Annotated in this window: 19 protein-coding genes; 14 read left to right on the top strand and 5 right to left on the bottom strand. The window is 68.8% G+C overall.

Annotated features, from left to right (window positions below):
* Positions 1-10 precede the first annotated feature (10 nt).
* Positions 11-1,456, top strand: a complete 1,446-nt coding sequence (locus DMH03_RS37850; protein WP_125796812.1) for a class II 3-deoxy-7-phosphoheptulonate synthase — start codon at positions 11-13, stop codon at positions 1,454-1,456.
* A 4-nt stretch (positions 1,457-1,460) separates the two neighbouring features.
* Here DMH03_RS37850 and DMH03_RS37855 read toward each other — a convergent pair whose 3' ends face one another.
* On the bottom strand, positions 1,461-2,297 hold the full coding sequence (locus DMH03_RS37855; RefSeq protein WP_125788087.1) for a TrmB family transcriptional regulator: 837 nt from the start codon (positions 2,295-2,297) through the stop codon (positions 1,461-1,463).
* Between the two features lie 148 nt (positions 2,298-2,445).
* On the opposite strand from DMH03_RS37855, the gene DMH03_RS37860 reads away from it, so the two are divergent.
* A complete protein-coding gene (locus DMH03_RS37860) occupies positions 2,446-2,862 on the top strand; it encodes a hypothetical protein (protein WP_125796813.1) in 417 nt (138 codons plus the stop codon).
* 141 nt (positions 2,863-3,003) lie between these two features.
* Here the strand turns inward: DMH03_RS37860 and DMH03_RS37865 are convergent, their stop codons facing one another.
* Both DMH03_RS37865 and DMH03_RS37870 read right to left on the bottom strand, forming a co-directional pair.
* Positions 3,004-4,071 (bottom strand): P1 family peptidase, encoded by a 1,068-nt coding sequence (locus DMH03_RS37865; RefSeq protein WP_125796814.1) that lies wholly within the window; start codon positions 4,069-4,071, stop codon positions 3,004-3,006.
* Positions 4,068-4,679: a TetR/AcrR family transcriptional regulator gene (locus DMH03_RS37870; protein WP_125796815.1), complete on the bottom strand. Its 612-nt coding sequence runs from the start codon at positions 4,677-4,679 to the stop codon at positions 4,068-4,070. Before DMH03_RS37870 ends, DMH03_RS37865 begins: the two co-directional genes overlap by 4 nt.
* Before the next feature lie 142 nt (positions 4,680-4,821).
* On the opposite strand from DMH03_RS37870, the gene DMH03_RS37875 reads away from it, so the two are divergent.
* Positions 4,822-6,198, top strand: a complete 1,377-nt coding sequence (locus DMH03_RS37875; protein WP_125796816.1) for an APC family permease — start codon at positions 4,822-4,824, stop codon at positions 6,196-6,198.
* Here DMH03_RS37875 and DMH03_RS37880 read toward each other — a convergent pair whose 3' ends face one another.
* Positions 6,199-6,765, bottom strand: a complete 567-nt coding sequence (locus DMH03_RS37880) for a helix-turn-helix domain-containing protein (RefSeq protein ID WP_125788092.1) — start codon at positions 6,763-6,765, stop codon at positions 6,199-6,201.
* 68 nt (positions 6,766-6,833) lie between these two features.
* Here DMH03_RS37880 and DMH03_RS37885 point away from each other — a divergent pair, with 68 nt between their 5' ends.
* The 5 genes from DMH03_RS37885 (at position 6,834) to DMH03_RS37905 (ending at position 9,949) form a co-directional block, all read left to right on the top strand.
* Positions 6,834-7,547: an AzlC family ABC transporter permease gene (locus tag DMH03_RS37885; RefSeq protein ID WP_148106389.1), complete on the top strand. Its 714-nt coding sequence runs from the start codon at positions 6,834-6,836 to the stop codon at positions 7,545-7,547.
* The gene (locus tag DMH03_RS37890) at positions 7,547-7,867 is read left to right on the top strand and encodes an AzlD domain-containing protein (protein ID WP_005159089.1); all 321 of its coding nucleotides are present in this window, start codon (positions 7,547-7,549) and stop codon (positions 7,865-7,867) included. Before DMH03_RS37885 ends, DMH03_RS37890 begins: the two co-directional genes overlap by 1 nt.
* A gap of 54 nt (positions 7,868-7,921) precedes the next feature.
* Positions 7,922-8,551, top strand: coding sequence for a pyridoxal 5'-phosphate synthase glutaminase subunit PdxT (gene pdxT / locus DMH03_RS37895; RefSeq protein WP_125788094.1), 630 nt, complete (start codon positions 7,922-7,924; stop codon positions 8,549-8,551).
* A 50-nt stretch (positions 8,552-8,601) separates the two neighbouring features.
* On the top strand, positions 8,602-9,351 hold the full coding sequence (locus tag DMH03_RS37900) for a YebC/PmpR family DNA-binding transcriptional regulator (RefSeq protein ID WP_125796817.1): 750 nt from the start codon (positions 8,602-8,604) through the stop codon (positions 9,349-9,351).
* A gap of 67 nt (positions 9,352-9,418) precedes the next feature.
* Positions 9,419-9,949: a DUF4262 domain-containing protein gene (locus tag DMH03_RS37905; protein ID WP_125796818.1), complete on the top strand. Its 531-nt coding sequence runs from the start codon at positions 9,419-9,421 to the stop codon at positions 9,947-9,949.
* Positions 9,950-10,061: 112 nt separating this feature from the next.
* On the opposite strand, the gene DMH03_RS37910 is transcribed toward DMH03_RS37905, so the two are convergent.
* Positions 10,062-10,508, bottom strand: a complete 447-nt coding sequence (locus tag DMH03_RS37910) for a cupin domain-containing protein (protein WP_125796819.1) — start codon at positions 10,506-10,508, stop codon at positions 10,062-10,064.
* Between the two features lie 77 nt (positions 10,509-10,585).
* On the opposite strand from DMH03_RS37910, the gene ruvC reads away from it, so the two are divergent.
* From ruvC to secF, 6 genes are all read left to right on the top strand, one after another.
* Complete coding sequence (gene ruvC / locus DMH03_RS37915; protein ID WP_125796820.1) at positions 10,586-11,185, top strand: crossover junction endodeoxyribonuclease RuvC; 600 nt, start codon at positions 10,586-10,588, stop codon at positions 11,183-11,185.
* Complete coding sequence (gene ruvA / locus DMH03_RS37920; RefSeq protein WP_125796821.1) at positions 11,182-11,781, top strand: Holliday junction branch migration protein RuvA; 600 nt, start codon at positions 11,182-11,184, stop codon at positions 11,779-11,781. Before ruvC ends, ruvA begins: the two co-directional genes overlap by 4 nt.
* Positions 11,782-11,790: 9 nt before the next feature.
* Complete coding sequence (gene ruvB / locus DMH03_RS37925; protein ID WP_125788100.1) at positions 11,791-12,867, top strand: Holliday junction branch migration DNA helicase RuvB; 1,077 nt, start codon at positions 11,791-11,793, stop codon at positions 12,865-12,867.
* Positions 12,868-13,013: 146 nt separating this feature from the next.
* The gene (gene yajC, locus DMH03_RS37930) at positions 13,014-13,421 is read left to right on the top strand and encodes a preprotein translocase subunit YajC (RefSeq protein WP_125796822.1); all 408 of its coding nucleotides are present in this window, start codon (positions 13,014-13,016) and stop codon (positions 13,419-13,421) included.
* A gap of 232 nt (positions 13,422-13,653) precedes the next feature.
* Positions 13,654-15,360 (top strand): protein translocase subunit SecD, encoded by a 1,707-nt coding sequence (gene secD / locus DMH03_RS37935; protein ID WP_199749182.1) that lies wholly within the window; start codon positions 13,654-13,656, stop codon positions 15,358-15,360.
* Positions 15,361-15,416: 56 nt separating this feature from the next.
* A complete protein-coding gene (secF, locus tag DMH03_RS37940) occupies positions 15,417-16,562 on the top strand; it encodes a protein translocase subunit SecF (protein WP_233611834.1) in 1,146 nt (381 codons plus the stop codon).
* The last annotated feature ends 20 nt before the right edge of the window (positions 16,563-16,582 follow it).

A 16,582-nucleotide genomic window follows, 5' to 3' on the forward strand; every position in this document is an offset into this window, starting at 1 on the left:
CGGAGAGCCCATGGCCGAAAGCCCGGGTGTCGTGCTCGCCGAGCGCGATGGGGAACATCCGTGGATCGACTGGACCGCCACCGCCTGGTTCGAGGCCGGTGACGCGGCCGCCCCCTCGCCTGCCGGGCCGCGCGCCCGGCTCGCGGAGGCGTGTTCCCGGCCGGCGGCGCAGCAACCGCGCTGGGCGGACGAATCGGCGCGCCGCCGAGTGTGCGGAGTACTGGAAAGCGTTCCGCCCATCGTGGTCCGGCCGGAGGTCGACCGGCTCCGGAGCCTGCTGTCCGAGGTCGCCCGCGGCCGGGCGTTCCTGCTGCAGGGCGGTGATTGCGCGGAGACCTTCGCCACGAACACCGAGTCCCACATCCGGGCCAACGTGCGGCTGCTGGTGCAGATGGCACTGGTGCTCACCCACGGTGCGAGCGTGCCGGTGGTGAAGGTCGGCCGAATGGCAGGCCAGTACGGCAAACCGCGCTCGAAGGACATCGACGGGCAGGGCCTGCCGGTGTACCGAGGCGACATCGTGAACTCCGCGGTCGCTTCGGCGTCGCTGCGGGTGGCGGATCCCCAACGGATGCTCGGGGCCTACGCGAATTCGGTGACCACGATGAATCTCGTGCGGGGACTCGCCGGTGGCGGGCTCGCCGACCTGCACGGGGTACACCGGTGGAACATGAACTTCGTGCGCGGATCGGTGGCAGGCGAGCGGTTCGAAGCGCTGGCCGCCGAGATCCAGCGCAGCCTGCGGTTCATGGACTCCTGCGGCGTGGCCGCCACTCCGTTGCACACCACGGAGATCTTCGCCAGCCACGAGGCGCTGGTGCTGGACTACGAGCGCGCACTGGTTCGATGGGAGCAAGACGAGAATCCGGCCTCCCGGCTGTACGACCTGTCCGGGCACTTCCTGTGGGTCGGCGAGCGCACCCGTCAGCTGGACGGCGCCCATCTCGCGTTCGCGGAACTGCTCGCGAATCCGGTCGGGGTGAAGCTCGGTCCGGAGGCCACGGGACGGCAAGCCGTCGAGTACGCCCGGCGGCTGGATCCTCATCGTGAGGCGGGCAAGCTCACCTTCATCACCCGGATGGGCAACGATCGGGTGCGGACGGTGCTGCCCGCGATCGTGGAGGCGGTCACGGCCGCCGGGCACGAGGTGGTCTGGCAGTGCGACCCCATGCACGGCAACACACACGAAGCGAGCACGGGGTACAAGACCCGGCACTTCGACCGCATCGTGGACGAGGTCCAAGGCTTCTTCGAGGTGCACGGGGACCTCGGCACTCACGCGGGCGGTGTCCACCTGGAACTGACGGGGGAAGACGTGACCGAATGCGTCGGTGGTGGACAGAACATCTCCGACGCGGACCTGCCGACCCGGTACGAGACCGCCTGCGACCCGCGGCTGAACACCGAACAGTCGCTGGAACTGGCCTTTCTGATCTCCGAAATGCTTCGGGGGTGAACGCCTATTCGCCGGGTCCCTCCGGGCGTTGCTCGCCCGCGCCGAACTTCTCCCGGAGCACGCTGAGCCCCGGGCCGTAGGCGGCCTCCAGCACGTCGCCGTGCGACGCGAGCACTTCCAGCTTGTAGAGGTCGTGGCGGATCAGCTCGGTGACCGGGACCACCAGGCCGGGGTGGGTGGTCCAGGCCGCCCGGCTGAGCCCGGCACTGGACACGTTGCCTGCGATGACCTCGCGGTTGTCGACGCTGACCACGAGCCAACGTCCGCCGAGGCCCTTGGTGACCTCGTCGGTGAGCGGGTGCGGGTAGACCCTGGCGAAGGGGTACTCGGGGTCACCGTAGGCGACCGCGGTGACCTCCACACCGCGGCCGACCGCGGCCTTCAGTTCACGCCGCAGCTCCCCGGCGTCAGGCGCCCAGATCTCCAGCAGGATCTTGTGTGCGGCGCCCTGCACGAGCTGGCGGGCGCGGGCGACGATCTCCTCACGCCCCTGGATGTCCCAGATCACCGCGTTGGTGTCCTGCTGCTCGGCGTAGTCGTTCATCGCGGCCTCGGCGAGGTCCAGGCCGGCCAGCATCTCCTCGCGTGCCCGGTCGATAAGCTCCTTCGGCGGCACCGGGCCGTACTGCCTGGGCTCGCCGTGGGTGACGTGCACGGCGCCCTTGTGCTCCAGGGAGTCGAGTACCTCGTACACCTTCGCTCTGGGCACCCCCGACCGTTTCGCGACGCCGTAACCGGAGGAAGGTGACTCCTCCAGCAAGGCGAGATAGGCGCGGGATTCCCACTCGGTGAGGCCGAGCACCTTCATCTGCGCCGCGGTCGGGGTCATGTTCTTCTTCACGGGGAGCAGAATTGCGCCGGTCGGGTGACCCTGTCAATCCGGCGTCCCGTGGTGCCACCTCGCGCGCTACGAGGTTCTGCCTGTGCTAACGACGGTCTTGCCGAGGCTCCGCCGTCGAGCAGCGCGCCGGCGCTTATAGGCTTCGGGTATGAGCCAGTCGATCCAGTTCGCCGACCGCAACTTCAAGCTCGCGGTCGTCCAAGAGCTGATGTACAACCAGGACCTTCTGCCGAAGTTCACCCTGCGGGAGTACGCCGCCGAGCAGGGCTTCACCTACGACGCCGGGAGCGTCGAAGCGGTACCTGAGGCACTGGCCTACTTCGACGCGCTCGAGGTCCCCGTCGAGCTCGCGGAGAAGATCACCGAGATCGAGATGGACGGTGGCAACGACATCTACCTCGAGATCGCGCCGAACTGGGACGGCGAGGACGCCCTGTTCGACGTCGACGAGTTCGCCGACCTGCGGCACTTCCCCAACCTGAAGTCGATGACACTGCTGTACACGGGCAACGAGGAAGCACTTGAGACGCTGCGTGCCCGCGGTATCGAGGCGGACTGGCTCTGACCCGGGCCACCGGCAGGTCGAACGTGTCTTGTCTGGTGGAGTGTCCGAGGACCGGGGGCCGCTGGGTGGTCGTGAGTGTTATGTGTCGTTCTAACGACCCGAAACACTCACGACCCCCCCGCACCGACCACGCCACCTTGCCTAGACCTCACGCCAGCGCGCTGTCGGCATCGCGGGCACCCGGTGACCGCGGTGGCCGGTCATCTCCTCGTTCGCGAACAGAGCGTTGAGCACCGCCTCTTCGGTCGCCTGCACCACGGCCTCGAAGAACGGGTCGAGCCTGCCCCACGGGACGAACCGCAGGCTTTCGTACTCGGCCTGCTCCGTTCGCGGGAACCGGCTGGTGAGCGCCCCCGGATTCGCCGTGCTGAACGCGAGGAAGAGGTCACCGGAGAAGTGCGAGCCGGTGGTGCCGGTGCGGGCAAGGCCGAGCGGGACGCGGCGGGCGAGCGAGGTGCACTGACCGGGCAGCAGGGGAGCGTCGGTGCCCACGAGCACGATCACCGATCCCGCGCCGGAGGGTGCCGCCCAGTCCTCCTCCATCGGGTTGTCGGCGCCGAGTTCCGCTCCGACGTGTTCGCCCGCGACGGTGAGCTCGCGACGTGAGCCGAAGTTGGCCTGCACCAACGCGCCCACGGTGTACTCGTCGTCCCCATAGGACACGAGGCGGGAGGCCGTTCCGGTGCCGCCCTTGAAGCCGTAACAGGTCATCCCGGTGCCGCCGCCGACGGATCCTTCGCCGACCGGACCCGCTTGCGCGGCGTCGATCGCCGCGACGGCGTGTCCACTGTGGATTGTCGGGGCGGTGGTGTCGTTCAGGTAGCCGTCCCAGGTTTCGGCGATCACCGGCAGCAGCCATTCGGCGGCCACGTCGGGCCGCTCGCGCACCACCCAGTCGATCACGCCGCGGTGGCAAGGGCCGACGGCGTGCGTGGAGGTGATCAGCACCGGCAGGGTCAGCGACCCGGTCTCGGCCAGCCACGCGGTACCGGTCATCTCACCGTTGCCGTTGAGCGCGTACGTCCCCGCCGCGCACGGCACGGCGAAATCCTCGCGACCGCGCGGCAGGACGGCGGTGACGCCGGTCCGCACGGACTCGCCCTCGACGAGCGTCGTGAAGCCGATCTCGACGCCGGGGACGTCGGTGAGCGCGTTGTGCTCACCGGTCCGGCCGGGCAGCGGGACACCCAGGTCACGGGCGCGGGTCATGGACGGTCCTCCAAGGGGTTCGAGGTGGCTGTGCGGGCATAGGAGAGCAACATCGCTTCGGCGGTCGCGGTTTCCAGCGTCGGCACGGCCTGGGTGAGGTGCAGGCCGTAGCCGTCCTCCAGCGCGACCAGGTTCCGCGCGATCGACACCGCGTCCGCGGTCAGGGTGAACTCGCCGGTGGCGGCGCCCGCTTCGAGGATGCCGGTGTAGATCCGGACCTGTTGTTCGTAGAGCGTGATGTGCCGGGCGGCGTACACGGGATCGCGGCGGGCGATCGTGCCGAGTTCGTAGAGCAGTACGCAGAGTTCGTCGTCGGGGCCGGTGGGCAGTCCGCTGCGGATCATCGCCAGCAGGCGCCCGGACGGGGTCGCCTTCGTGCCCGCGGCCAGTTCCCGCGCCGAACAGAACCGCGCCACCGCCTCCCGCTGCACCTCTTGGAGCAGGTCGGCGAGGGTGGGGAAGTAGTACAGGACCGAACCCGACGACAGGCCCGCGCCCTCGGCGACGTCCCTCAGCCGCAGGTTCAGCACGCCGCGTTCGAGGACGGCCCGTCTGGCCACCTCGATCAGTTCGGCACGTCGCTCCGTCGCCTTGCTCGGTCTCGCCATGCGTTCATTCTTCGAATCTTGTTCGAAAAACGCAAGGGTCGAGCGCGATCAGCTCTTGACGTCACACGGTGCAGGGCCTTTGATGCGTGCTCAACAGTTCTTCGAAGGAGATTCAAGGAACCCACCTTGTAGGAGGTCGGCCGTGTCCACTCCCGCCCTGCGCCGCGGTCTGCGCACTCTCGGCACGCTGCTCATCACACTCTCCGCGATCAGCCCCGCTTCGTCGGTCTTCATCATCGCGCCGGGGGTGATCTCCGGGGCCGGCACGGGTGCCTTCTACAGCTTCGTGGCCGCTGCGGTCGTCGGGGTGCTCATGGCCTTCGTCTACGCGGAACTCGCGTCGGCGTTCCCGCTGGCAGGCGGCGAGTACGCGATCGTCACCCGCACTCTTGGCAGGCTGCCGGGCTTCGCCGTACTCGGCCTGATGATCATCACGCAGGTGCTCATCGTCGCGGTGATCGCGCTCGGCGTCGGCACCTATCTCGGCGTGCTCATGCCCGGCGTGCCCGGTCCGGTGATCGCCGCCGTGACCTGTGTGGTCGCGGCCGTCGTCGGGGTGTTCGACATCAAGCTGAACGCCTGGGTCACCGGGATCTTCCTGGCGATCGAAATCATCGCGTTGATCGTGGTCAGCGCGCTCGGGCTGTTCAACCCGGCGCGGTCGTTCAGCGAGCTGCTCGCGCATCCGGTCGCCTCCGACGGGAGCCCGGCGACGCTCGCGGCCATCGCGATCGCCACCTCGGTCGCGATCTTCGCCTACAACGGCTACGGCTCGGCGGTGTACTTCGGCGAGGAGACGCAGGACGCCTCGCGCGGGATCGCCCGCGCGATCCTGTTGGCGCTCGGCATCACGGTGCTCGCGGAACTGATCCCGGTGACCGCGGTCCTGCTCGGCGCGCCGGATCTGAACGCGCTGTTCGCCTCGGAGAACATGCTGTCCTACTTCATCGATTCGCGCGGTGGCGGCACGCTCGACACGGTGCTCGGTCTTGCCGTCGCGCTCGCGATCGTCAACGCGGTGCTGGCGATCGTGCTGATCAGTTCGCGGATGCTGTTCAGCAGCGGCCGCGACCGGGCGTGGCCGTCGCCGGTCAACCGGGCGCTGGCCGCGGTGCACCCGAAGTTCGGGACGCCGTGGGTGGCCACCGTCGGCACCGGACTGGTCGCCGCGCTGCTCTGCTTCGTCGACCCGAAACTGCTGCTGGTGGTGACGAGCACGTCGATCGTGGCGGTTTACGCGGCGCTCTGCCTCGGGGCGATCGTCGGCAGGCGCACCGGAGCCACCGCGCACGCCAAGTACCGGATGCCGTGGTTCCCGGTCGCGCCGGTGCTGGCGCTGGCCGTGCTGGTGTTCGTCGTCTACCAGAACCTGCTCGACCCGGCGGTGGGACGGCCGAGCCTGATCGTCACCGCCTGTGTCGCCCTGCTTTCGATCGCGTACTACGTCCTGGTGCTGCGGCGGAAGGGCGGCTGGAAGCTGGCCGAAGTCACCGACGAGAAGACTGAGGAGCCTGCTTGATCAGGTGTACTCCGCGATCTCCACTCCGTACGTGCCCGGTTCGAGCGCCTCGAAGATGTGCGGGATGTCGCCGGGGTAGCAGATGTAGTCGCCGGGCAGCAGTTCGACCGGATCGTCCTGCGGCCCGACCCTTGCCCGCCCGGCGCTGAGGATCATGTGCTCGACGATGCCGCTCATATGCGGATCCGAAAGCCGCGGCTTCCCCGGCTCGGCGCGAATCAGGTAGACGTCGCGCCGGGCTCCGGGCGGGCAGGAGCTGAGCAGCGTGCACGCGTAATCGGCGTGTTCGGCGAACACCGTCGGCCCGCTGCCCGAGCGGATGACCTGCACGCGGGGGCGTTCGGGCTCGACCACCCGGGAGAACGGGACGTCGAGCGCGACGCACAACGCCCAGATCGTCTCGACGCTCGGGTTCCCGGCCCCGGACTCCAGCTGGGAGAGCGTGGACTTGGCGATGCCGGCGCGTTTGGCGACCTCGGTGAGGGACAGCCCGGTGCGGGCGCGCTCCCGGCGCAGGGACGTGGCGATGACGTCCAGTGGGGCGCCGTCGGAAGCGGTCGGGGACATGCGTTCGCTCCATCGGTCGTTGCGTTCGCCTTGACGAACACGGCTGCGTTCGTTCATTGTATGACGCTATGCGTTCGATATGGCGAACAACCACTCGTGTCCTGGGGCGCGATCTTCTCCGTGACATCGGGCTGGTCTGCCTCGCCGACACCATTGTCGGCATCTCCTACGGTGCGATCGCGGTGGGCTCCGGCTTCCCGATCTGGGCGCCGATGCTCCTTTCGGTACTGGTCTTCGCGGGCGCCTCGCAGTTCATGTTCGTCGGAATCATCGCCGCCGGCGGCAGTCCGGTGGCGGCCGTCGCGGCGGGCCTGCTCGCCAACGCGCGGCATCTGCCGTTCGGCTTCGCGATCGGCGACGTCCTTGGCAAGCGGTGGTCGTCGAGGATCGTCGGCAGCCACCTGATGATCGACGAATCGGTCGCGTTCGCGCTGGCCCAGCGCGACGAAGAGCGGCGCCGGGCGGCGTACTGGGTGTGCGGGATCGGGCTGTTCGTGTGCTGGAACGCTGGTGTCCTCGCCGGGGCGTTCGCCGGGACCGCGATCAGCGACACCGACGCCTTCGGTCTCGACGCGGCCTTCCCGGCGGTCCTGCTCGCGCTGGTCCTGCCGTCGTTGCGCGACCGCGCCACCCGGCTGCCGGTGTTCCTCGGCGTGGCCGTCGCGCTGGCCACGACGCCGTTCCTGCCCGCCGGGCTGCCGGTGCTGCTCGCGCTGGTCGGCGTGCTGGCCGGAGTGGCCGCGAAGGAACCCGCCGAACGCGAACCCGAGGGAGTGCACTGATGGACCCGCTGGACCTGATCATCGCCGGCGGCGTGCTCGCCGCCGGGACTTTCGCCTTCCGGTTCGCCGGGCCGGTGCTGAAGGCGCGGTTCACCGTGTCGCCCAAGGCCGAGAAACTGATGGCGCGTTCGGCCGTCGTACTGCTGGCCGCGCTGGTCGCGGTCGCCGCGCTCACCGAAGGGCACGAGTTCGCCGGATACGCCCGGCCCGCCGGGGTCCTGGTCGGCGGCGTGCTCGCCTGGCGCAAGGCGCCGTTCGCGCTGGTCGTCGTGGCGGCCGCCGCGACCGCCGCCCTGCTGCGGCTGGCCGGGGTCCCCTGACCTGGCCGTTCCCCGGGACGCCTAAGCTAGGGGGAACGTCTTTCGGGAGGTCGGGTGGCGATCGCGACGGGGGCACGGCCGGTTGTCGGCGTGCTCGCACTGCAGGGCGACGTGCGTGAGCACGCCGCGATGGTGGAGCGCGCCGGCGCGCGGGCGCTGCCGGTCCGCCGCGCGAGCGAACTGTCCGAAGTGGACGGTCTGGTGCTGCCGGGTGGCGAATCGACCACCATGTCGAGGCTGCTGGAGACCTTCGAACTGCTGGAGCCGCTGCGCGAGCGCATCGCGGACGGCATGCCGGCGTTCGGCTCCTGTGCCGGAATGATCCTGCTCGCCCGCCAGGCCCTCGACGGACGGCCTGACCAGCGGCAACTCGGCGGACTCGACGTCGTCGTCCGGCGTAACGCGTTCGGGCGGCAGGTGGACTCCTTCGAAGCCGACCTCGACTTCACCGGCGTCGAAGGCGGACCGGTGCACGCTGTGTTCATCCGCGCCCCGTGGGTCGAAAAGGCGGGCGACGGAGTCGAGGTACTCGCCAGTGTCCCCGAAATGCCGGGCTCGGACGACGCGGCCGCTAGGATCGTCGCGGTCCGGCAGGGGGCGGTACTCGCCACGTCGTTCCACCCCGAACTCACCGGGGACGAACGCGTGCACAGGCTGTTCGTCGACCTCGTGCGGCAGGCTTAGGCAAACTGACACTGTGCTCAGCGGCGGGCACAGGAGTAGATGGAGGAGAGATGAGCGGCCACTCCAAGTGGGCCACCACGAAGCACAAGAAGGCCAACCTGGACGCGAAGCGCGGCAAGCTCTTCGCCCGGTTGATCAAGAACATCGAGGTGGCTGGACGGACCGGCGGTGGCGACCCGGATGGCAACCCGACGCTCTACGACGCCATCCAGAAGGCCAAGAAGAACTCGGTCCCGCAGGACAACATCGAGCGCGCGCGCAAGCGTGGTGCCGGTGAAGAAGCGGGCGGCGCCGACTGGCAGACCATCACCTACGAAGGCTACGGCCCGAACGGTGTGGCCGTGCTGATCGAATGCCTCACCGACAACAAGAACCGCGCCGCCATGGAGGTCCGGACCGCGCTCACCCGGAACAACGGCTCGCTCGCCGACCCGGGTTCGGTCTCCTACATGTTCAACCGCAAGGGCGTCGTGATCATGCCCAAGGGTGAGGCTTCCGAGGACGACGTCCTCATGGCCGTGCTCGACGCGGGCGCGGAAGAGGTGAACGACCTCGACGAGAATTTCGAGATCGTCGCCGAGGCCACCGACCTCGTCCCGGTCCGGAAAGCCTTGCAGGAAGCCGGTTTCGAGTACGAGTCCGCGGATCTCACGTTCCTGCCGTCGGTCAGCGTCCCGCTGGACGTCGAAGGCGCGAAGAAGGTCTTCAAGCTCATCGACGCGCTCGAGGATTGCGACGACGTGCAGAACGTCTACGCGAACTTCGATGTGTCCGATGAGGTCATGGCCGAGGTCGGCTGATCGTTTTTCCAGTCGTACCGCGGAAAATCGGTCCCGGGACTAGGTGCGAGCGCTCGCGTGGGGCAGAATGTCGCGCGTGACGACCTCTGAAGCCGATGCCCTCACCGCCGAAGAAGCCGAACTCCTCCAGTGGATCGAGTCGCAGGCGAAGGCGAGAGGGAACGCGGTCATCGCGGTCGAGGGCGACGAGGAGGAAGCGGCCTTCTGCTTCACCGCGTGCGCCTGGGCGTTGCACAACGTCGCGGAAGCGGTCGTGATCGGACTGCCCGAGCACATGGGGCCGGTCCTGCTCGACGCCTACGTCGACCGTGCGGCCGCCGGTGAGATCTTCGAGGTCGGCAGGCGCTACGACGATTTCTTCGAGGGCGCGCCGGTGGTCTTCGAACGGGTCGCGAAGGGGCACTATCCCGAGTACTTCGGGAGCGCGTTCCTGATCTACCCGGACGGGGACTTCCCGGCGCTGCAAATGATCGTCGCCACGCCGGACGGGCACTTCCCGTGGCATCCGGACGCGCCGGAGGGTTTCGCGCGGTACCAGCCGGTGCTGACCGAATCCGGTGACCCGGAGAGCTGGACGCCGGGCGTCGACGGTCCCTGAGGTTCTGCTGAGCGTGCTATGAAAGGTCCTTTCCTTGCAAATTTTGCAAGGAAAGGACCTTTCATAGCGTTTGAGACCGCCCGCCCGCCGCAACTAGAGGACTAAATGCGGCTCACTCCAGCCAAGGTGCCAGGTCCTCCGCCGCCTCTGGCCACTCCGCCGCCAAAGCGGCGGCGGCCCGGAACTCCACGCAGTCGTCCGTATAAGGCGGCACCACCACGGTCCCCACCAAGCTCCACTCACCGGTACTCACCGACGCCTGCCAGACCCCGGCGGGCACCGCCACCTGCGGCCGCTGACCGGCCGAGACGTCCGGGCCCAGCACCGGCCGCGAGATCCGCCCGTCCGGGAACAGCAGCAGCATCCGCACCGGCGCGCCGGCGTGGTGGGCGTAGATCTCCAGCCGGTCAAGGCGGTGCGGCGCAGACGTTTCCGGCGGCGCCAGCAGGTAGTAGATCGCCGAAGCGGTCTCGTCGCGCCAGCTCTGCGCCCAGCGGCCGCCCTCCACGGGAAGCGGTTCCAGACCCAGATGAATGGTGAACTCGTCGAGGCTCGGCATGTCCTCATCTTGCCCGGAGCGATCCCCGGGTAGCCTCAGGCTCGAACGGATGTTCGCCGGAAGTGCGGAGGAAACGCGTGCGGGTACTCGGGGTCGACCCCGGTCTGACCAGGTGCGGGCTCGGAGTGGTCGACGGCGGCACGGGCCGCACCGTCCGCGCCGTGGCCGTCGACGTCGTGCGCACCCCGCCGGACGCCGATCTCGCCGTGCGCCTGCTGGGGATCTCCGACGCCGCCGAGCGGTGGATGGATCGCTACAAGCCCGACGCCATCGCGGTGGAACGCGTTTTCGCGCAGCACAACGTGCGCACCGCGATGGGCACCGCGCAGGCGGGCGGGGTCGTCGCGCTCGCCGCGGCCAAGCGGGGGGTGCCGGTCGTGTTCCACACCCCGAGTGAGGTCAAGGCCGCCGTCACCGGCTCCGGCCGCGCGGACAAGGCGCAGGTCACCGGTATGGTCATGCGGTTGCTCGGCCTCGAGGTCAAACCGCATCCGGCGGACGCCGCGGACGCGCTCGCGCTCGCCATCTGCCATCTGTGGCGCGAACCGATGCGGGTCCGGCTCGCCGAAGCCGAGGCCAGGGCCGCCGAGATCGCCAAGAACCACAAGGCCAGGCTCGCCGCCGCGGCACAGCGCGCCAAAAAACACGAAGCCAAAACGCAGGGAGCGGCTCGATGATCTCCTCGGTACGCGGTGAAATTCTCTCCATCGGTCTCGACCACGTCGTGATCGAGGTCGGGGGAGTGGGCTTCGCCGTGCAGGCCACCCCCGCCACTCTCGCGACGCTTCGCCGCGGCGAGGAGGCGATGCTGCACACCGCGCTCGTGGTCCGCGAGGATTCCTTGACGCTGTTCGGTTTCGCCGACGCCGACGCCCGCGAGCTGTTCGGCCTCCTGCAGACGGTCTCCGGAATCGGGCCGCGCCTCGCCCTCGCGACGCTGGCCGTCCTCGATCCCGACAAACTGCGGTCCGCACTGGTCGAAGGCAACATCACCGTGCTCACCCAGGTGCCCGGCATCGGCCGCAAGGGCGCGGAGCGGCTCACCCTCGAACTGCGCGACAAGGTCACCGCGCTCGCCGGCCCGACCGACGGCACACCGGCGGTGGTCGCACCCGGCGCGCTGCGGGGCGAGGTCGTCGAAGCGCTCGCGGGCCTCGGCTTCCCGGCCAAACAGGCCGAACTGGCCGTCGACAAGGTGCTCGGCGAAGGCGAAGGCCACACGACGGCTTCCGTGTTGCGCGCCGCGTTGGCGGGCCTCGGGCGGAAGCGGTAGCAGAGCCACATGGACTATGAAGCCGTGACGGATTTCGACGCCGACGACGAGACGCTCTCGGCGCTGCCGCAGACCGGCGAACGCGAGGTCGAGACCACGCTGCGCCCCCGCAAACTGGACGAGTTCGTCGGCCAGCCGCGGGTGCGCGAACAGCTCGAACTCGTACTGGAAAGCGCGCGCCGCCGGGGTGTCCCGCCGGATCACGTCCTGCTCTCCGGCCCGCCGGGACTGGGCAAGACGAGTATGGCGATGATCGTCGCCGCCGAACTCAACGCCGCCATCCGGATCACCTCCGGACCGGCGCTGGAACGCGCGGGCGACCTGGCCGCGATGCTGTCCAACCTGGCGCCCGGTGACGTCCTGTTCATCGACGAGATCCACCGGATCGCCCGGCCCGCCGAGGAAATGCTGTACCTCGCGATGGAGGACTTCCGCGTCGACGTCGTCGTCGGCAAGGGGCCAGGCGCCACCAGCATCCCGCTGGAGATCGCGCCGTTCACGCTGGTCGGGGCCACGACGCGGTCCGGTTCGCTGACCGGCCCGCTGCGTGACCGGTTCGGTTTCACCGGTCAGATGGAGTTCTACAGCGACAGCGAACTGGAGCTGGTCGCCCGTCGCGCCGCCACGATCCTCGACATCGACATCGACCGGGACGGCTGCGAGGAGATCGCCCGCCGGTCCCGGGGCACACCCCGGATCGCCAACCGGCTCCTGCGCCGGGTGCGCGACTACGCCGAGGTCCGGGCCGACGGCAAGGTCACGCGCAAGATCGCGCGTGCCGCGCTGGAGGTCTACGACGTCGACGAACTCGGCCTCGACAGGCTCGACCGCGCGGTGCTCACCGCGCTGGTCCGCTCCTTCGGCGGCGGCCCGGTCGGCGTGTCCACGCTGGCCGTCGCGGTGGGGGAAGAACCGACCACCGTCGAAGAGGTGTGTGAGCCTTACCTGGTCCGCGCCGGTATGCTCGCCCGCACTCCTCGCGGCCGGGTCGCCACAGCGGCCGCCTGGGAGCACCTCGGCCTGCCGGCCCCGGCCGGTGCCACCCGTGGCGAGCAGGGCGGACCGAGCCTGTTCGACCAGGACTGACCGGACCGTTCACGCGGCCCGAGGCCCGCGGTGACGACGGGTGGTGGTGGAGTTTCCGCTGGCACCTGGCACACTCGGAGAGAGCACACCCCGCCAAATCGGACAAAACAAGCGCACCGCGCGGCGTCCGCTCGAAATGGAGAATCATGAACCAGTTATTGCTGCCGCTGCTCCTGATGCTCGTTGTGGCGATTCCGCTCGTCATGGGCACCCGTAAGCAGAAGAAGGCGGCGGCAGCGCAGCAGGAGCTGCTCTCGAGCCTGGCTCCCGGTGACCGGGTGATGACCACCTCCGGTCTCTACGCGTCTGTCGCCGACGCTTCCGCCGACACCACGATCGACCTCGAGATCGCTCCCGGTGTCGTGACGACCTGGCTGCGTCAGGCCGTCCGCGAGAAGGTCGCACCGGTCGTCGAGACTGACGTAGACGACGCCGACACGATTGACGACGAGGCCGTCGTCGAGGAGCCGGTCGTCGAGTCGAAGGACGACGAGCGCGTCGAGGAGAAGTCCGGCGCGCAGATCGCTCCTCCGCTGGAGCACGGCAAGAAGTAGAGGTTGTAAGGCCATCCCCGACACCAGACTTTCGTAGGTGCGGGGCCAACGCCGGGCTCACGCAGCACCGAGTAGTGTCTCGGTGCTGCGTGCGTGTCCGTCGTCATAGTCGTGCCCGTTCACCGGGCATCGTCATCGAGGCAGGTTCGCGGTACCACCGGACTCCCGTCCGGTGTGTGAACAGCCAAGTCCATTGGGGAACACCCAGTCCGTTCGAGGAGACCGAAGCACAGTGGCCGCACCGGCCGGGCATCTCCGCCCGGGACGCTATCTCGCCTTCTTCGCCCTGATCCTGGTGGCGCTGTACGCCCTGGTGTTCTTCACCGGTAGCGGAAAGCCGACGCCGAAGCTCGGCATCGACCTGCAAGGCGGCACGAGGGTTACGCTGACCGCCCGCAACCCCGACGGCGGCGACCCTCCGCGGGAGTCCCTCGAACAGGCCCGCTCGATCATCGAGCGCCGGGTCAACGGTATCGGCGTCAGCGGCACCGAGGTCGTCCTCGACGGCAGCAACGTCGTGATCACCGTCCCCGGCGAGCAGGGCGACCAGGCCAAGGCCCTTGGCAAGACCGCGAAGCTGGGCTTCCGGAAGGTCGTGACGTCGCAGCCGGTGACCCCGGTTCCGCAGCCGTCGGCCCCGCCCGCTTCGGGCACGCCGTCTTCGGCCTCGCCGACGACGTCGGGCGCCCCCGGCGCGAGCGCTCCACCGAGCAGCCCGGCCAACGGCGGCGGTGGCGCGGTCGGCGCGCCGCGGCAGCAGCCGGACGAGAACGCGGACGAGAAGACCAAGAGGGAGATCGAGGAAGCCCGGAACCTCCGGCAGAACCCCGATCTGCTGTCGACGGACCAGGCGAAGCAGGCCGCGGCCGCCGAGAAGGCCTTCGCGGCGCTCAACTGCGACCCCAAGGTGTCGGACCCGCTGGTCGGCAACGACCTCACCGACAAGCCACTGGTCGCCTGCGGTGACAAGAACACGATGAAGTACCTGCTGGAGCCGGAGTTCCTTCCCGGAACGCAGATCTCCGACGCCTCCTCGGCCTACGACACCCAGAACTCCCAGTGGGTCGTCAACCTGAACTTCAAGAGCGAGGGTTCCCAGATCTGGGGCGACTTCACCTCGAAGAACACCCAGAAGCAGGCGGCGTTCGTCCTCGACACGCAGGTCGTCTCCGCGCCGACCATCCAGTCCGCGATCCTCGGCGGTCAGACGCAGATCACCGGCCGGTTCAGCCAGACCGAGGCGAAGGACCTGGCGGATGTGCTGAAGTACGGTTCGCTGCCGCTGTCGTTCGAGTCCTCGGACGCGACCACGGTGTCCGCGACGCTGGGTCTCGCGTCGCTGCAGGCGGGCCTCATCGCCGGCGGTATCGGCCTGCTGGCCGTGTTCATCTACTGCATGTTCTATTACCGGCTGCTCGGCCTGCTGACGATTCTGTCGCTCGGCTTGTCGTTCGCGATCGTGTACGGGGTCCTGGTGCTGCTGGGGCGGTGGATCGGGTACACCCTCGACCTCGCCGGCGTGGCGGGCCTGATCATCGCGATCGGTATCACCGCGGACTCGTTCGTCATCTACTTCGAACGATTGAAGGACGAGATCCGCGAAGGCAGAACCTTCCGATCCGCGGTACCGCGCGGCTGGTCCCGTGCCCAGCGCACGATTCTCGCGGCGGACGCGGTCAGCTTCCTCGCCGCGGCGGTCCTCTACCTGCTGGCCGTCGGTGACGTGAAGGGCTTCGCGTTCACTCTCGGCATGTCGACGGTGCTCGACCTCGTCGTGGTCTACCTCGTGACGCATCCGCTGGTCGCGATGGTCTCCCGGTCGAAGTCGAAGTTCCTGTCCAACCCCAAGAATCTCGGCCTCGGCGCCGTGCAGCAGCTGGGCTCGGAGCGCAAGGCGGCCCGTCCCGCCACCGGTCGCCCGAACGTCAAGGAGGCGTGACCGTGGTCGACGAGAAGAACACCACCGAGACCAAACGCGAGAGCGTCTTCCACCGGATGTACGTGGGCAGCGGCGTGTTCAACGTCGTCGGCGTCCGCAAGCGCTGGTACCTCTTCTTCGGCGCGCTGGTGCTGGTGTGCATCGCGTCGATGGGGGTCAAGGGCTTCAACTTCGGCATCGACTTCGAAGGCGGCACCCAGATCCAGCTGCCCGCCAACGGCAAGAGCGGGCAGATCACCGAAGAGCGGGCCAAGGAGGTCTTCGCCTCCTCGCTTGGCAAGCCCGCCGACGAGGCGCAGAAGGTCGGCAGCGGCGTCTCGTCGACCATCCAGCTCCGTTCGGACACCTTGGACGCGGCCGAGGTCGCCAAGGTGAAGCAGGCCCTGTTCCAGGAACTGGGGCCGATCGGGACCTCCGGCCAGCCGAGTGTCCAGGCGATCAGTGACAGCGCGGTGAGCGCGTCCTGGGGCGGGGAGATCTCCCGGCAGGCGCTGATCGCGCTCGCGGTCTTCCTGCTGGCGGTGACGCTGTTCCTGGCGTTGTACTTCGACCCCCGGATGGCGGCCGCGGCACTGGTCACCCTGCTGAACGACATCGTGGTGACGGCGGGTGTGTACTCGCTGATCGGTTTCGAGGTCACGCCGGCGACGGTGATCGGTCTGCTGACGATCCTCGGGTTCTCGCTGTACGACACGGTGGTGGTGTTCGACAAGGTCCGCGAGAACACGCGTGGCCTGCTCGGCCTGACCCGCCGGACCTACGCGGAAGCGGCGAACCTGGCGTTGAACCAGACGCTGATGCGTTCGTTCAACACCTCGTTGATCGCGGCGCTGCCGATCCTCGGCTTGCTGGTGATCGGCTACCTCCTGCTCGGCTCCGGCACCCTGCAGGAGCTCGCGCTCGTGCAGCTCACCGGCACCGTGGTCGGCGTGCTGTCGTCGGTCGCGCTGGCGACCCCGCTGCTGGTCGACTTCAAGATGCGTGACCCGAAGTACCGGCAGCAGGCCGATCGGGTCGCGTCGCGACGCGCGAACCAGGCCCGCAAGGCCGCCGCGGAGCGCGACGACGACTTCGATCCGGCCGACGAGGACTCGCTGGCCGCCGAACTCCGCAAGGAGAGGGCGTACGCCGCCGCGGCGAGCGTGCCCGCCCGGAACCAGAAGGCCCACAAGGGCCGCCCGTCGGGCAAGCGGAAGAAGTAATCCCGGCCGTCAAACGCTAG

The sequence above is a fragment of the Amycolatopsis sp. WAC 01376 genome (assembly GCF_003947415.1).
Classification (GTDB): domain Bacteria; phylum Actinomycetota; class Actinomycetes; order Mycobacteriales; family Pseudonocardiaceae; genus Amycolatopsis.

What these genes read in the sequence shown, in the direction of transcription:
- DMH03_RS37850 (WP_125796812.1), top strand. Translation starts at nt 11, where the DNA reads ATGGCCGAAAGCCCGGGTGTCGTGCTCGCCGAGCGCGATGGGGAACAT.
- DMH03_RS37860 (WP_125796813.1), top strand. Translation starts at nt 2,446, where the DNA reads ATGAGCCAGTCGATCCAGTTCGCCGACCGCAACTTCAAGCTCGCGGTC.
- DMH03_RS37865 (WP_125796814.1), bottom strand. Translation starts at nt 4,071, where the DNA reads ATGACCCGCGCCCGTGACCTGGGTGTCCCGCTGCCCGGCCGGACCGGT.
- DMH03_RS37870 (WP_125796815.1), bottom strand. Translation starts at nt 4,679, where the DNA reads ATGGCGAGACCGAGCAAGGCGACGGAGCGACGTGCCGAACTGATCGAG.
- DMH03_RS37880 (WP_125788092.1), bottom strand. Translation starts at nt 6,765, where the DNA reads ATGTCCCCGACCGCTTCCGACGGCGCCCCACTGGACGTCATCGCCACG.
- DMH03_RS37885 (WP_148106389.1), top strand. Translation starts at nt 6,834, where the DNA reads ATGCGTTCGATATGGCGAACAACCACTCGTGTCCTGGGGCGCGATCTT.
- DMH03_RS37890 (WP_005159089.1), top strand. Translation starts at nt 7,547, where the DNA reads ATGGACCCGCTGGACCTGATCATCGCCGGCGGCGTGCTCGCCGCCGGG.
- DMH03_RS37900 (WP_125796817.1), top strand. Translation starts at nt 8,602, where the DNA reads ATGAGCGGCCACTCCAAGTGGGCCACCACGAAGCACAAGAAGGCCAAC.
- DMH03_RS37905 (WP_125796818.1), top strand. Translation starts at nt 9,419, where the DNA reads ATGTCGCGCGTGACGACCTCTGAAGCCGATGCCCTCACCGCCGAAGAA.
- DMH03_RS37910 (WP_125796819.1), bottom strand. Translation starts at nt 10,508, where the DNA reads ATGCCGAGCCTCGACGAGTTCACCATTCATCTGGGTCTGGAACCGCTT.
- ruvA (WP_125796821.1), top strand. Translation starts at nt 11,182, where the DNA reads ATGATCTCCTCGGTACGCGGTGAAATTCTCTCCATCGGTCTCGACCAC.
- ruvB (WP_125788100.1), top strand. Translation starts at nt 11,791, where the DNA reads ATGGACTATGAAGCCGTGACGGATTTCGACGCCGACGACGAGACGCTC.
- yajC (WP_125796822.1), top strand. Translation starts at nt 13,014, where the DNA reads ATGAACCAGTTATTGCTGCCGCTGCTCCTGATGCTCGTTGTGGCGATT.
- secF (WP_233611834.1), top strand. Translation starts at nt 15,417, where the DNA reads ATGTACGTGGGCAGCGGCGTGTTCAACGTCGTCGGCGTCCGCAAGCGC.